At 45.0% G+C, this 14,246-nt stretch carries 14 protein-coding genes and 3 tRNA genes; 6 read left to right on the top strand and 11 right to left on the bottom strand.

Annotated features, from left to right (window positions below):
* The 10 genes from AKG09_RS03670 to AKG09_RS03625 form a co-directional block, all read right to left on the bottom strand.
* Positions 1-136: GTP-binding protein (locus AKG09_RS03670; protein WP_231623893.1), on the bottom strand; the 136-nt coding region annotated here is incomplete at its 3' end.
* 54 nt (positions 137-190) lie between these two features.
* Positions 191-265: transfer RNA gene (locus AKG09_RS03665), tRNA-Thr, on the bottom strand.
* A gap of 10 nt (positions 266-275) precedes the next feature.
* A tRNA-Gly gene (locus AKG09_RS03660) sits at positions 276-349 on the bottom strand.
* 37 nt (positions 350-386) lie between these two features.
* Positions 387-470 (bottom strand) — tRNA-Tyr (locus AKG09_RS03655).
* Positions 471-581: 111 nt separating this feature from the next.
* Entirely contained in the window at positions 582-833 is a 252-nt protein-coding gene (locus tag AKG09_RS03650) for a YfhL family 4Fe-4S dicluster ferredoxin (RefSeq protein WP_054618123.1), read from the bottom strand.
* Between the two features lie 180 nt (positions 834-1,013).
* Positions 1,014-1,586, bottom strand: coding sequence for a 16S rRNA (guanine(966)-N(2))-methyltransferase RsmD (gene rsmD / locus AKG09_RS03645; protein ID WP_054618122.1), 573 nt, complete (start codon positions 1,584-1,586; stop codon positions 1,014-1,016).
* A gap of 161 nt (positions 1,587-1,747) precedes the next feature.
* Positions 1,748-4,042 carry a type I DNA topoisomerase gene (topA, locus tag AKG09_RS03640; protein WP_054618121.1) on the bottom strand — a complete coding sequence of 765 codons (2,295 nt, stop codon included), beginning with the start codon at positions 4,040-4,042 and terminating at the stop codon, positions 1,748-1,750.
* Positions 4,043-4,141: 99 nt separating this feature from the next.
* Complete coding sequence (locus tag AKG09_RS03635; protein ID WP_054618120.1) at positions 4,142-4,597, bottom strand: DUF494 domain-containing protein; 456 nt, start codon at positions 4,595-4,597, stop codon at positions 4,142-4,144.
* A 21-nt stretch (positions 4,598-4,618) separates the two neighbouring features.
* Entirely contained in the window at positions 4,619-5,800 is a 1,182-nt protein-coding gene (gene dprA / locus AKG09_RS03630) for a DNA-processing protein DprA (RefSeq protein ID WP_054618119.1), read from the bottom strand.
* A gap of 301 nt (positions 5,801-6,101) precedes the next feature.
* Positions 6,102-7,217, bottom strand: coding sequence for a hypothetical protein (locus AKG09_RS03625; protein WP_054618118.1), 1,116 nt, complete (start codon positions 7,215-7,217; stop codon positions 6,102-6,104).
* Between the two features lie 175 nt (positions 7,218-7,392).
* Between AKG09_RS03625 and def the strand changes: the two genes are divergently transcribed.
* Genes def through AKG09_RS03595 form a run of 6 tightly spaced genes read left to right on the top strand, consistent with a single transcriptional unit; the run spans position 7,393 to position 14,086 of the window.
* On the top strand, positions 7,393-7,896 hold the full coding sequence (def, locus tag AKG09_RS03620; RefSeq protein WP_054618117.1) for a peptide deformylase: 504 nt from the start codon (positions 7,393-7,395) through the stop codon (positions 7,894-7,896).
* 24 nt (positions 7,897-7,920) lie between these two features.
* Positions 7,921-8,844 carry a methionyl-tRNA formyltransferase gene (gene fmt, locus AKG09_RS03615; RefSeq protein ID WP_054618116.1) on the top strand — a complete coding sequence of 308 codons (924 nt, stop codon included), beginning with the start codon at positions 7,921-7,923 and terminating at the stop codon, positions 8,842-8,844.
* Complete coding sequence (gene rsmB / locus AKG09_RS03610; RefSeq protein WP_054618115.1) at positions 8,841-10,103, top strand: 16S rRNA (cytosine(967)-C(5))-methyltransferase RsmB; 1,263 nt, start codon at positions 8,841-8,843, stop codon at positions 10,101-10,103. The genes fmt and rsmB overlap by 4 nt, the downstream gene beginning before the upstream one ends.
* Positions 10,069-10,668 carry a DUF4390 domain-containing protein gene (locus AKG09_RS03605; RefSeq protein WP_054618114.1) on the top strand — a complete coding sequence of 200 codons (600 nt, stop codon included), beginning with the start codon at positions 10,069-10,071 and terminating at the stop codon, positions 10,666-10,668. The genes rsmB and AKG09_RS03605 overlap by 35 nt, the downstream gene beginning before the upstream one ends.
* Positions 10,669-10,676: 8 nt before the next feature.
* Positions 10,677-12,785, top strand: a complete 2,109-nt coding sequence (locus AKG09_RS03600) for a PAS domain-containing sensor histidine kinase (RefSeq protein ID WP_054618138.1) — start codon at positions 10,677-10,679, stop codon at positions 12,783-12,785.
* Positions 12,785-14,086: a sigma-54 dependent transcriptional regulator gene (locus AKG09_RS03595; RefSeq protein ID WP_054618113.1), complete on the top strand. Its 1,302-nt coding sequence runs from the start codon at positions 12,785-12,787 to the stop codon at positions 14,084-14,086. Before AKG09_RS03600 ends, AKG09_RS03595 begins: the two co-directional genes overlap by 1 nt.
* Here the strand turns inward: AKG09_RS03595 and AKG09_RS11865 are convergent.
* On the bottom strand, positions 14,038-14,244 hold the full coding sequence (locus AKG09_RS11865) for a hypothetical protein (protein ID WP_156320790.1): 207 nt from the start codon (positions 14,242-14,244) through the stop codon (positions 14,038-14,040). The two genes, AKG09_RS03595 and AKG09_RS11865, sit on opposite strands and share 49 nt — an antisense overlap.
* Between the last annotated feature and the right edge of the window lie 2 nt (positions 14,245-14,246).

Below are 14,246 nucleotides of genomic sequence, written 5' to 3'. Positions count from 1 at the left end.
CTTTTGCCTGACCGCCGAATTTTTCAGCCAGAATAGTTGTCAACGCTGCGGTCAGTGTGGTTTTACCATGGTCAACGTGACCAATGGTGCCAACGTTTACGTGCGGTTTGCTACGTTCAAATTTTTCTTTTGCCATGGCAATTTCCTATATTTAAATCAAAAATGTTTAAGATTACGGATTTCAAGAATTTGGTGCCCATGGGCAGATTTGAACTGCCGACCTCTCCCTTACCAAGGGAGTGCTCTACCCCTGAGCTACATGGGCCAATATGAATTGGAGCGGGTGAAGGGAATCGAACCCTCACCGTAAGCTTGGAAGGCTTCTGCTCTACCATTGAGCTACACCCGCATACTTACTATTCTTTTGCCCCATAAACTATGATAGTTGGTGGTGGGAGAAGGATTCGAACCTTCGAAGCTCTCGCAACAGATTTACAGTCTGCCCCCTTTGACCGCTCGGGAATCCCACCTCAAAGAGAAAACGAATAATACAAACTAGCTTAAAAACCGTCAAGTATTATTCGTTCATTTTTTCTAATTATTTCTTAAAATTCTAATTTATAAACGAATTATTTTTCAGGCTATTTTGCTGCGATAATACGCTCATATTTAGCCTGTAACTCTTCTTGGCTTTCCGGATGTTCCTCATCTATTAAGATGCAATCTACCGGACATACCTGCTGACATTGCGGCTCATCATAGTGACCCACACACTGTGTGCACAAACTTGGATTGATTTCATAGATTTCTTCGCCCTGATAGATTGCATCATTAGGGCATTCTGGTTCACATACGTCGCAATTGATGCACTCATCCGTAATAAAGAGTGACATTTCAAAATCCTTTTATATTTTAAAATATAGACCTAAATAGTTAACTGGGGATTATAGCACAATCTGTCTCTCACGATTACTGTTTAAGGTATTTTTCATTTTGAGAATAATTATTAAAATCAAATAAATACCAACCCGAAACTACCATACCAATACCGATATAACGAAACAGTTTATTGCTTATTTCTCGATTTTCGGCTTATATATTCTTACTTCAAACAAGCTTTTTCCTGATTTACCCTCACGAAACAGATGCAACCATTCCGGAATTTTAGGCATACTTGCTGATTCTATATATATCATTGCGTTTTCAGACAGGCATTTTTCCAACTGATCAAATAATGTTTTCCAATCTTCCCACGCATAAGGAGGGTCAAGAAATATCACGTCAAATTTTTCGCTTGATGATTTTAAATAATTGAGAGCATCTTGAACTGAAATTGTTATCTTATCTTCTAATCCCAATTCACGCTTATTCTGCTGTAATAATTTACTGGTATCTCTGTATTTTTCTACCATGACTACTTGTTTGGCATTACGTGATGCTGCTTCAAACCCCAAAGCACCACTACCTGCAAATAAATCTAATACTTTTAAGCCGGTTAAATCTTGACCGAGCCAATTAAATAAACGCTCTCTTACCATATCTGCTGTAGGGCGCAGACTTTCTGCTGATAAAAATCGGATTTTCCGCCCTCTGCAATTACCACCAATAATTCTTACTTGATTGGTATGCTTAGAATGTTTTGACACCTTATCTCCTTTTCAGACAGGCATTAATGACTGTTTCGAATTGATTTCTACTGGTTGCTGCATTGCGTGATAGTCTTTTCACCGCAATGCTACCTTAATTGAACATCAGTACAAACCAGACAGACAAAGAAAAACGGATACTGAATATCCGTTTTGCAAATTTACTCCTTAGGTGCCGGAGGTTCAATTTGTTCGCTCCAACCACATTCTTTCTGTGGGCAAACTTTCTCAGTTCCTCTTCGCTTAGTTATTTTAATCGTTAAAACGGGCCACTGGCATTTCGGACAGGTTTCTGCGATTGGCGGATTCCATACAGCATAATCACAATCAGGATAAGTATTACAACTGTAAAAAAGCTTGCCATACCGTGATTTTCGTTCAATCAATTGGCCCTTGCCACACTTGGGACATGCCACACCGGTTTCTTTCGGTTTTTCCAACGGTTCAATATGTTTGCACTTCGGATAATTGGCGCAACCGATAAACTTACCATAGCGACCTTTTTTATAAACCAACTGCCCGCTACATTTCGGACACTCGCGCCCTTCTACAATGGTTGGTTCGTCCAACTCTTTCGCCGCATCCTCCGCGGTTTCATTTACATTCCGCGTGTAATCACAATCAGGGTAACCGGAACATGCGATAAAACGACCCCGCTTGCCGAATTTGATTTGCAACTTGTGATTACCGCATTTCGGGCAAATTTCTTCCAATTCTTCAGTAGTGATTTTAGCCCGTTCAATACCCTCTTTTTCAACAACTTGCTTGTGAAATCCCTTCCAGAATTTATCCATAACCGGAATCCACTTACGCTTGCCGCTGGCGATTTCATCTAGGCTGTCTTCCAGTTTGGCGGTAAAGTCGTAATCGACATATTGCTCAAAATGTTCTGTTAAGAATTTATTCACAATATCGCCGGTGTCGGTAGGCATAAAACGGCGCTGATCAACCGTGACATATTCGCGATCCTTAAGCGTTTTAATAATGCTTGCATAGGTTGAGGGGCGACCAATGCCAAAATCTTCCAATGCTTTTACTAATGTAGCCTCATTAAACCGGGGCGGCGGCTGCGTGAAATGTTGTTCACCATAAAGTTTGTCAACCGGCACTTCATCGCCAAGTTTCAAATCAGGCAGTTTTTTGTTATTTTCGTCTTCATCATCTTCATCTTGACCTTCCTGATAAACGTTCAAGAAGCCGGCAAATGCAAGCACCTGACCTGTAACCCTAAACACACCTTGACCAACATGAATATCAACGGTAGTTGCATCAAACTTGGCATCAACCATCTGACAGGCGACCGTACGTTGCCAAATCATTTGATAAAGCTTGAATTGATCATTGCTCAAAAATGGCTTCACGCTTTCCGGTGTTCGGTAAACTGAGGTAGGCCTGATGGCTTCGTGCGCTTCTTGGGCATTTTTAGATTTGGTTTTATAAGCCCGCGCTTCCTTTGGCAGAAAATCCGCGCCTATTTTATTTTCAATATAATGGCGCAGCTCGGTTATCGCATCTTCAGACAGGCTTACGCTATCGGTACGCATATAAGTAATCAAACCAACCGCACCCTGCCCCACATCGATACCTTCAAAAAGCTGCTGCGCCGTACGCATAGTGCGGTCTGTGGTCATGCCAAGCTTGCGCACCGCATCCTGCTGCATCGTAGAAGTTGTGTAAGGTGCAACCGGTTTTCTGGTAGCCTTTTTCTTCACCACATCGGCAACGACAGCTTTCTCTCCTTCCAAACCCTTCAGAATTTCAGCTTGTGAAGCCTTGTCCGGCAAAGAAAATTGTTCTAATTTATTACCCAACCAATGTGTCAATTTAGCACTGAATTTCTGACGGCCTTTGTGGCTATCCATATGGACAGACCAATATTCCTGACTCTCGAAAGCGCGGATTTCATTTTCTCGCTCACAAATCAACCTTAACGCCGGACTTTGTACACGACCGGCGCTCAAGCCCCGACGTATTTTTTTCCACAGTAAAGGAGATAAGTTAAAACCCACCAAATAATCTAAGGCACGGCGCGCTTGCTGCGCATCAACCAAATTGAAATCCAATTCGCGCGGGTTCTGAATTGCTTCTTGAACAGCTTTTTTGGTTACTTCATGGAACACAATGCGCTGCGGATGAATATTTTTCAAACCCCGTTTACTTTTCAATATTTCCCATAAATGCCATGAAATGGCCTCACCTTCTCTATCTGGGTCCGTGGCCAGATAAATATTTTCAGCTTCTTTCGCGGCAGCCACAATAGCATCAACATGCTTGCTGTTTTTCGCAACGATCTGATATTTCATGGCAAAATCATTATCCGGGTCAACCGCTCCGTTTTTGGGAACCAAATCGCGCACATGCCCGTAAGATGCCAGCACCTGAAAATCCGAGCCTAAATATTTCTGCATGGATTTAGCTTTGGTAACCGATTCGACAATCAATAATTTTTTTGTCATTTATACCGCTCTCTATATTATTAAATTTATTATGTTTTCAGACAGGCATTCTTTAATCGGAATGCCTGTCTGAAAAGAAACACAGATACTTCAAACGATTTAATGCATCGTTGCCGCGCCATGCAATGCAACCATTAAATCGTCACCAATCAAAACCGGCAACTCGGATTGGTGCGCCCACAATGCCAATAAAGCGAAGATTTTCGCCATATCAACCGTTACTTCTTCTTGTGGCATAAACAATAAAGCATTAATCACAAACTCATGTTGTCTTGCATCAATTGCTTTTTCCTGCTCTAAATAATGCAATAACCCCAATACTTCCTGCGGCAGAGCTTCCAATTCTTCCTGACAATAAACTCTCATGGCTTTACCAGCATTACAAGACATATTCATTTTAGGCTGGCTCTCCAAAGCTTCCAGCAACATCAACAGGTTGCCGATTTCCACATCACCAAAACCCGCTTCTTCCAACAACACCCCCAAATCACTTGAGGGCGGGCACGCATCAAAGTCTCTAAAATGTTCGATTAAAAAAGCAATTACATCCGCCATGCTGTTCCTTAAATTCCTTACTTATTTTGCAATCCGCTGATAACGTCCGCCCGGCACCGCTGCAACTATGCCGTCCAGCTCCATCTCCAACAATAATGCGTATACATCCGCAGTAGCCAACGCCAGCTTTTCAGCCAAACTATCTGGATGAATAGAATCATAACCCATAGCATCGAGCAAACTATTGGCTGCTTTCTTATTATGTGTTTCAGACAGGCATTCGGCACGGCAGTTTTCCTGTTTCTGCATCACTACCGAATCTGACTTCCGATCGGATTCAGGCTGCCTATATATAGAATATGACGATATTTGCGGATTTTGCAACAGTTGAGGGCATTCTTGTAAAATATCCTCCAAATCTTCCACCAGTTTCGCGCCTTCCTTGATTAATTTATGGCATCCTTTGCTGTGCGGATTATCAATAGAACCCGGCACCGCCATAACTTCACGCCCCATATCACCCGCCAGCTTGGCTGTAATCAACGAGCCTGATTCCAAAGCCGCCTCAACCACTAAAGAAGCCTGCCCCAACGCTGCAATCAAACGATTACGCCGAGGAAAATTTCCTGCCAGCGGTCTGGTTCCCAAGGGGAACTCAGACACAATCAGGCCTTTCTCTGCTATCTGATAAGCCAATTGTTTATTGGATTGCGGATAAATCCTATCTATACCCGTTCCCCATATAGCAACTGTACCGGCATTGCCGGTTAATGCACCCTGGTGCGCCGCCGTATCAATGCCTGATGCCATGCCTGAAATTACCCCGATTCCTTGCATCGACAGATCGCGGGCGAAATCATGCGCAATCCGCATTGCCTGAGGTGTTGCATGACGGCTGCCGACGATTGACACCGACGGTCGAGACAACAACTCTGAATTGCCACGCAAAAACAATAAAGGTGGAGGCGTCAAACCCTCCGCCAACATCATAGGGAAATCTTCATCACCCAGCAGCATCAACCGGCAATTCTCACCCTCAGCCCATTTCAAAGCAGCGTCAGCCGAAGCTTTTGCAATTTCACGCCCAGTATCCCATTCTTTCACCGCCTGCTTATGATGCACTAAATGTATGATTTGTTCTGCCGGCGCAGTTAAAGCTTGTGCTGCAGATCCGAAAAAACGGAGCAGATTTAAAAAACTTTCAGTACCGATGTAAGGCGTGAGTGCCAACTGCACCCAAGCATAATATTCATGATGATTCATTTTTCCGCCTCGTAATGTGTTTTCAGACAGGCATATTAAATAGCATGTACATTTAAAATTATTTTCTTAAATTATAGTTTTGCATGTTGCTTATAGACTGTAAAGAACAATCTAAAAGTAAAAATAAATACTTTGACCTGCACCACTAAATAAAATTTAATAATTACAACATGTTAAATGATTTACAATTCTATCTATATGCAAGTAAGACTTTAAGTTCTCTTGTCACACCAACAAATAACAAAGCACACAAATAATGTGTGCCTTATTTCAAACAGGTATTAATTTCTAATCTAATGAATCAATAAGGATTAATGTTGCTTCTATAATTGTATTCATTATGTTCGGTATCATGCGGCTCTTGGGGTACATTTCTCACATGCACTTTATCACTCTTCATGTTATCCAAATCTTGACCCGGCTCTGAAGCCACATCACCAATATTGATATTGGTCAGGCTTTCCAGAATAATGGCAGAAGATAAATTCTGGCTGGTTTTGTATACCATGGCCAATCCGACTTCCTCTGCAGGAATAGATACATATTTCATCATGCTGCGACGGCCTTTTTTGCCTTCATCAAAGTCCATTTTTACTTGCCGGCTCTTCTTATACAGGCTAACTACAGTGCCAACATCCAAGCCATCAGTCTCGCCTTTGTTCAAAGTAATGGTTTGGAACTGGCCAGCCTCACCAACGCCGTCAAAAATCGATACGACACGGGCATCAATATGCTGGCTGGGCGCATGCGGCTGGATATTGCGATTGAGCGTTTGCAGACTTTCATCCAGCTTCAGCAAATAATCGCCTTTTTTGATTTCTGAAATTGCATCTTCCACCACCATAGGTTGAGCAGTTTGAGTGGGCACTTTTTTCAGCGGGTGCAGACGGGTATAGTATTCGCCTTCTTGCAGATATTGCGCATCTTTTTCACTACGCGCATCTAAAGCACTATTGGTATAAGGTAAAGTGCTAATGATGCCGCTGAATACCACTTCCTGCCCCAGAAATTTATTGGTTTCCGGATCCACAACATCTTTTCGTGCACGATACACCAAATAACGACCTGGCTCTTTTACACCATAAGCATAAACACGATCGCCCCTACTGTACATTACACGGTTATCCGGCCCCTTAATCAAACGAGGAGCATCCTGTGTTTCCATTTGAGGGATAACTTGCGGATGGCGCATAAACATGCGGAAAAAATCCACATTTACAGCTTGAATACCATAGCCGGAAGACACTTCTCGCACACGAGGCGCCAGCTTAACGGTAGGAATCTGTTCACTTTGAGTGTAAGTACGGCTGATTTTTGCTTTGGCTGTTTTTTTCGGCTTGGCTTTCGACTTAGCCAATGCCGGCGCAGAAATAGCCACGCCGAACGCGCAAAGCAAGGTTATAATATGTTTTTGCATGACGAACTCCCCTTGAAGTCACTTCAATACTGTCATCTATAAATTTCATTTAATTAAATAAGCGAGTCAATTAAATTTAACTCATCCCTAAATGCTTAGTGCGGTATTTTAACACCGTTTTCGGTTAATATCCTAGCATTGAAAGAAAACACACACTATTGTTACCGAGAAAATTATGGCTTTATTAAACATCTTAAAATATCCTGACGAGCGTCTGCATATAGTCGCTAAACCTGTTGCCGAAATCGACAGTCGTATCAAAACCTTAGTTACCGACATGTTTGAAACCATGTATGAAGCAAAAGGCATTGGCTTAGCTGCAACACAAGTCAACGTACACGAGCGTGTGGTTGTGATGGATTTAAGCGAAGAGCGTAACGAACCCCGCGTATTTATCAACCCGCAGATTACCCATAAAGACGGGGAAACAACCTATGAAGAAGGCTGTCTTTCCGTTCCAGGCATTTACGATACCGTTACCCGTGCCGAGCGCGTAACAGTCGAGGCGCTTGATGAAAACGGCCAAAAATTCACATTAGAGGCTGACGGCCTGCTCGCTATCTGCATACAGCACGAACTGGATCATCTAATGGGTAAAGTATTTATCGAGCACTTATCCCAGTTGAAACAAAACCGCATCAAAACCAAACTGAAAAAGCGCGCCAAACACGATTTATAATTTTTTCAGACAGGCCTATTTTCTATGAATGTTATCTTCGCCGGCACTCCTGAGTTCGCCGCCACCGCACTCAAAGCCATTGCCGCTGCCGGCTTCCATATTCCTTTGGTTCTTACCCAACCCGACCGACCCAAAGGTCGCGGCATGCAATTGCAGGCCAGCCCGGTTAAACAAGCGGCTTTAGAGCTCGGATTGGATGTCGCCCAACCTCAAACTCTGCGCAATGAAGATGCGCAAACATTGTTGCGGCAGCAAAACGCAGATGTGATGGTGGTGGCCGCTTACGGGCTGATTCTGCCTGAGGCCGTATTAAGCATACCCAAACATGGCTGTCTGAATATTCATGCATCACTACTTCCCCGCTGGCGCGGCGCAGCGCCTATACAGCGGGCCATCGAAGCAGGCGATTCCGAAACCGGTATCTGTATCATGCGAATGGACGCTGGTTTGGATACTGGCGGCATTATCAGCGAACACAAATACACCATTAAATCGACTGATACGGCCAACGAAGTGCACAATGCTTTAGCTGAAATCGGCGCACAAGCAATCGTGGCAGATTTGCAACAACTCGCACAATCCGGCTGCTTAAATGCCACACCGCAAAGCGAAAGCGGTGTCACTTATGCTCAAAAACTAAGCAAAGAAGAAGCCAAAGTCAATTGGCACGAACCTGCAGCTTCAATAGAACGAAAAATCCGTGCATTTAATCCCGTACCTGCTGCATGGACGATCTGGCGGGATGCGCCCTTAAAAATCTGGCAGGCTGATGTGATAAACGAAATCGGCAAACCGGGAGAAGTGCTGCGTTGTGATACTGAAGGTTTGGTCATCGCTTGCGGCGAGAAGGCCTTACGCATTACCTCCTTGCAACCGGCAGGCAGCAAGCGCATGGATATAGCCGCATTTGCCTCGGGCAGAAGCATTGATAAAGGCACTGTATTATGAGCTTGGCACGCATTCAAACTTTAGCCGCACAAAGCGTAACGGAAGTTGCAGAAGGCAGAAACTTACAAGATGTACTGACCAACATCCGCGTTGCCAACCCAAACTTAGGCCTGTCTGAAAAAGGCGCATTGCAAGATATTGCTTACGGCTGCCAGCGTTATGCGGGCAGTTTGCGTTTTATGCTTGCCAAAATGCTCAAAAAGCCGATTACCCATCCACAATTGGAAAGCCTACTGTTAGTTGCACTCTACCAGCTTAACCATACCCGCAATGCACCCCACGCAGTCGTCAACGAAGCGGTGGAGGCAATTGCCCTCATCGACAAAGGCCAATACCGCTCATTTGCCAATGCCATTTTGCGCCGCTTTCTGCGTGAAAAAGACAAACTCAACGCCCAATGCAAAAGTAATATAGTTGCCAAATACAACCACCCCGAATGGTGGGTTAAATATCTGCAAAACCACTATCCCAAATATTGGAACAATATTCTTACCGCATCACAAAGCCACCCGCCGTTGACTCTCCGCATCAACTGCCGCCGTGGTAATGCAGAAAGTTATTTAAACGAATTGCAAGAAGCCAGTATTGAAGCCAAGTTATTGGATACATATGCAGTCAAACTTAAAGAAGCACTGCCTGTAAACCAAATTCCCGGTTTCAGCGAAGGAAGAGTATCTATACAGGATTATGGTGCGCAACAAGCCGCACTCATATTAAAACCACAAAACGGCGAGCGCATTCTGGATGCCTGTGCGGCTCCCGGAGGAAAAACCGGGCATATACTTGAATTAGCAGACTGCCACCTTACCGCATTAGATATCGACGAAACCCGTTTGGCGCGTGTACGCAACAATTTAGAACGTTTGGGCTTTCAGACAGGCATTGTTATCCGCTGCGCCGACGCACAAGACACAGCGTCATGGTATGATGGGCAAATATTCGATGCAATACTTGCCGACGTACCCTGCACCGCCTCCGGCGTAGTAAAACGCAACCCTGACATTAAATGGTTGCGACGCCCTACCGATGCATTTAAAACAGCGCGCCAGCAAGAAACATTACTCGATACCCTTTGGGACCTTCTCAAACCAGGCGGCCGTATGCTTTTGGCAACCTGCTCCATTTTTGAGGAAGAAAACAGCAGCCAATTACAAAAATTCCTAAACCGGCATGCTGACGCCCAATGCAAAGAAACACATGTTTTACTCCCGAATAATAACCAAGATGGCTTTTATTACGCGCTTATTCAAAAGCAGTAGCTCCCTCCTGCTGCTCATGACACTTATCACACTCTTCCCTCTCTCTTCTCGGGCGGAAGGTATTAGCTCACTTCGTGCCCAAGCTTACTTAACCGAAAACGGCCAATTGGCCATCAGCAGCCGTTTTCACAATGAATTACCCGACCAACTCAAGCAAGCCTTAAGGCAAGGCGTTCCATTACATTTCACGCTGCAATACCAATTATCCGCGCCAACTTGGGCCGCCTATAAATTCAAGTTCAACCAAATAGTGGGTAGCGACAACCAAGTTATCTACAAACTCTCATACCACCCGCTGACCAACCGCTATCGAATCAGCGTCGGAACTTTCTCTACAGAATACAACAACTTAGAAACCGCCCTGCGCGGCGTCGGTGCCATTTCCGATTGGCGCGTATTGCCCTCCGGCGCTTTATCCGGAGAATCGGCCAACAATGTCCGCGCGGAAATCCGGCTGGCACTTAGCACATCCAAACTGCCCAAACCTTTCCAAATTAACGCCATCAACTCAAAAAGCTGGCAACTCGATTCCGGCTGGAAATCACTCAATATCAGCTCGGAATAAATGCCATGATTCAACGCCTGCTTCCCCTGATTATCATCGCCGCCATCGCTTTGCTTTATCTGCTGACTTTGTCGACCGGAAACAACAGCAATCTAACTGATTACTTTTGGTGGTTTATTGCGGCGGCTTCACTGCTGATCCTGATTTTGTTCGGCGCCGTCATCCGCTACATCTGGTTCCTAACCCAAGCACACCGCCGCAAAGTATTAGGTTCGCAAATTGCTCGCCGCTTGGCCATTATGTTTACCGTGGTAACCGTTTTACCCGGCTTATTTGTATTCGGTGTATCCGCCCAATTTATTTCCAACAGTATCAATTCATGGTTTGGTGATGAAACCGACCAGGCTTTAGAACGCAGCCTGAGCTTAAGTAAATCGGCACTGAATCTAGCAGTAGATAACTCGTTTGGTAACGCCGTCAACATTCAAGTCGATTTATTCCGTGCTGTTTCACGTGGCCGTAATTTGATTAACTCGCTGGAAACCACACCTTTAGCTAATCAATTCCAGCAGCTGGCGCTCTATAATTTAAGCACCAATCAAACCATCACAGAACGTAACCCAAAAAAATTGCCGGCCCCATCTACCTCACCAGAAATATTGGATCAACTCGTCAAAAACGGGTCTTCACGCTCAATAGAAAATATTAACAGTACTTTATATGCTCAAGGTTGGCTGATTCTGCCTGAATATAACCAGCAACAATACGCCCTCTTCTTTCGTCAACCCATTCCGAATAAAGTGGCACAGGATGCCACGCTAATCGAAAGCGCGCGCGCCAAATATGCCGAGCTGAGTTATGCCAAAAAAGGATTACGCAACTTCTTCCTGATTACCCTTCTGGTTGCTACTTTGATCGCCATCATGCTGGCACTAAGCATGGCGCTGTTTTTCTCCTACCGCTTTATCGAACCGATTCTTTCTTTGGCCGAAGGCGCACGCGCTATTGCACAAGGAGACTTTTCACAAAAACGACCCATATTTCGTAACGACGAATTAGGCAGGCTGACTCATTTGTTCAACCACATGACCGAGCAATTAAGCCTCGCCCAAGAATCAGCCGAACGCAACCGCTTACAAACCGAAGCTGCCCGCGATTACCTGGAAACCGTATTGGAAAGCCTCACTGCCGGCGTTATCACTGTTGACCATACCGGCACACTGAAAACCTTTAACCAAAGCGCAGAGAAAATTCTCGGCATCCCGCTTGGCGATATGCTGGGCAGCAATTGGCACGAATGGAGCCGGCAATCTCCCCAGCAAGCCATGCTGGCTGAAGTGCTGGAAACCATTCTGACCACCTTAGACACCGACAAACCCATACAAATCCCTTACACCGCACCTGATGATGCAAGGATTCTATTGGGTAAGGCCACGCCCTTGCAGGAAGACGGCTTGGTGATCGTGTTTGACGACGTTACAGCGTTAGTACGCGCCCAAAAAGAGGCCGCATGGGGTGAAGTAGCCAAGCGCTTGGCACACGAAATCCGCAATCCGCTTACACCGATTCAACTTTCTGCTGAGCGTATGGCTTGGAAATTACAAGATAAATTAGACGAAAAAGACGCCCAAATCCTCAACCGCTCGACCAACACAATTATCAAACAGGTAGAAGCCTTAAAAGAAATGGTGGAAGCTTTCCGTAATTACGCCCGCTCACCTTCAATGAAGTTTGAAACCATCAATTTAAACGAAATCTGTGAAGAAGTGCTTTTATTATATGAAGGCAGCCCGTGTACATTTACATCCAATTTGAGTAACATACCTATTTATATCCAAGCTGATCATGGCGCGATGCGTCAGGTTTTACACAATATCCTGAAGAATGCGGCAGAAGCCGCGGCTGAAAGCAGCACACCCGAAGTTTCTTTAAGTATTTGCCGCGAAAAAGAATATGCCATCATAACCGTATGTAATAACGGTAAAAGCTTCAGCAGCGAAATGCTTCATCACGCCTTTGAGCCCTATATTACCGACAAGCCAACCGGCACAGGCTTGGGTTTGCCTGTGGTGAAAAAAATCATTGAAGAACACGGCGGCCGTATCAGCATAAACAATCAAACAACAGGCGGGGCATGTGTTAAGATAGCCCTGCCGGAATTGGTGGAAAATAAATAATGAGAAGTAGCGATATCTTAATCGTAGATGACGAAATCGGCATCCGCGACTTACTGTCAGACATTTTACAAGACGAAGGCCACACGGTAGCTTTGGCTGAAAATGCCGAAGAAGCCCGCCGCCTGCGCAATCAAATCCGCCCTGCCATGGTGCTGCTGGATATCTGGATGCCCGATTGTGACGGCATTACCTTACTGAAAGAATGGTCGAAAAACGGCCAACTCAACATGCCGGTAGTAATGATGAGCGGTCATGCCAGCATTGATACCGCTGTAGAAGCCACCAAAATCGGCGCTCTGGATTTTTTAGAAAAACCCATTGCTTTAAAACGCCTTCTCGCCACCGTTGAGCGCGCCTTAAAATACAGCGAAATGCAGGCTGCATCAGGTTTATCATTTGACAAACTCGGCAACAGCCCTGCTATCCAAGAACTAAATCAAACCTTGGAAGCCACTGCCAAGCAGAATATCCCTATTTTATTAAACGGTGAAGCCGGCTCCCCTTTCGGGCTGGTAGCGCGATATTTCCACAAAAATAACACGCCTTGGGTGGAACCCAGCAAAACCGAACATATTGTCGACACCCCTATGGAATTGCTGCAAAAAGCTGCTAACGGCGTATTGTATTTAGGCGATATTTCGCAATACAGCCGCAATATCCAGCAAGGCATAGCGTTTTTAATCAGTAAAACCGACCGTTACAACACCCGTATCATTTGCTCTTGCAGCACCCCGTTTGAAAGCCTGCGGGAAAACAATCCTGACTGCAAATTGGCTGCCGCACTGGAAAAACACGTCATCCATATTCCGCCTTTGCGCGCACAAGCCGATGACATTCCATTTTTGGTTGACACTATCATCACGGAATTGGCAGAAACGCAGAAGATTCCACCGGTTAAATTCAGCGCAGCCGCTCTGAATGCTCTGCGCCAATACGAATGGCCCGGCAATTACGACCAATTGCGCAATATCGTGAAAAACCTTACGCTGACTGCCGATCAAAACGAGGTGGACGAGCCAGCCGTAATGGAAATCTTAGGCCAATTTTCCAGCAACCAATCACCCGAAATCATTGGCGGCTTCAACTTCAATCTGCCGCTAAGGGAATTACGCGAAGAAGTCGAACGCCGCTATTTCGAATACCATATTGCCCAAGAAGGCCAAAATATGAGCCGCGTTGCCCAAAAAGTCGGTTTAGAGCGCACCCACCTCTACCGAAAACTGAAACAGCTGAAAATCAACTTCTCCCGCCGTCAAAACTCCGGTAAAGCAGAAGAAGCCGGAGAGAACGGCGAAGAATAAACCCTCACACAATAAATGCCTGTCTGAAACTTTTTCAGACAGGCATTCACTTTTCCATATTGGAAAAACTTATTTCTGATATAAAGCAGCAAATAGTTGCCATAATAAAAATGCCTGTCTGAAAAATAGTTTTCAGACAGGCACAGATTGTATCCCATTT

Source organism: Neisseria sp. 83E34 (assembly GCF_001308015.1).
Classification (GTDB): domain Bacteria; phylum Pseudomonadota; class Gammaproteobacteria; order Burkholderiales; family Neisseriaceae; genus Neisseria.
The sequence above is the reverse complement of the archived record's forward strand: the minus strand, read 5'-3'. Positions and strand labels throughout refer to the sequence as shown.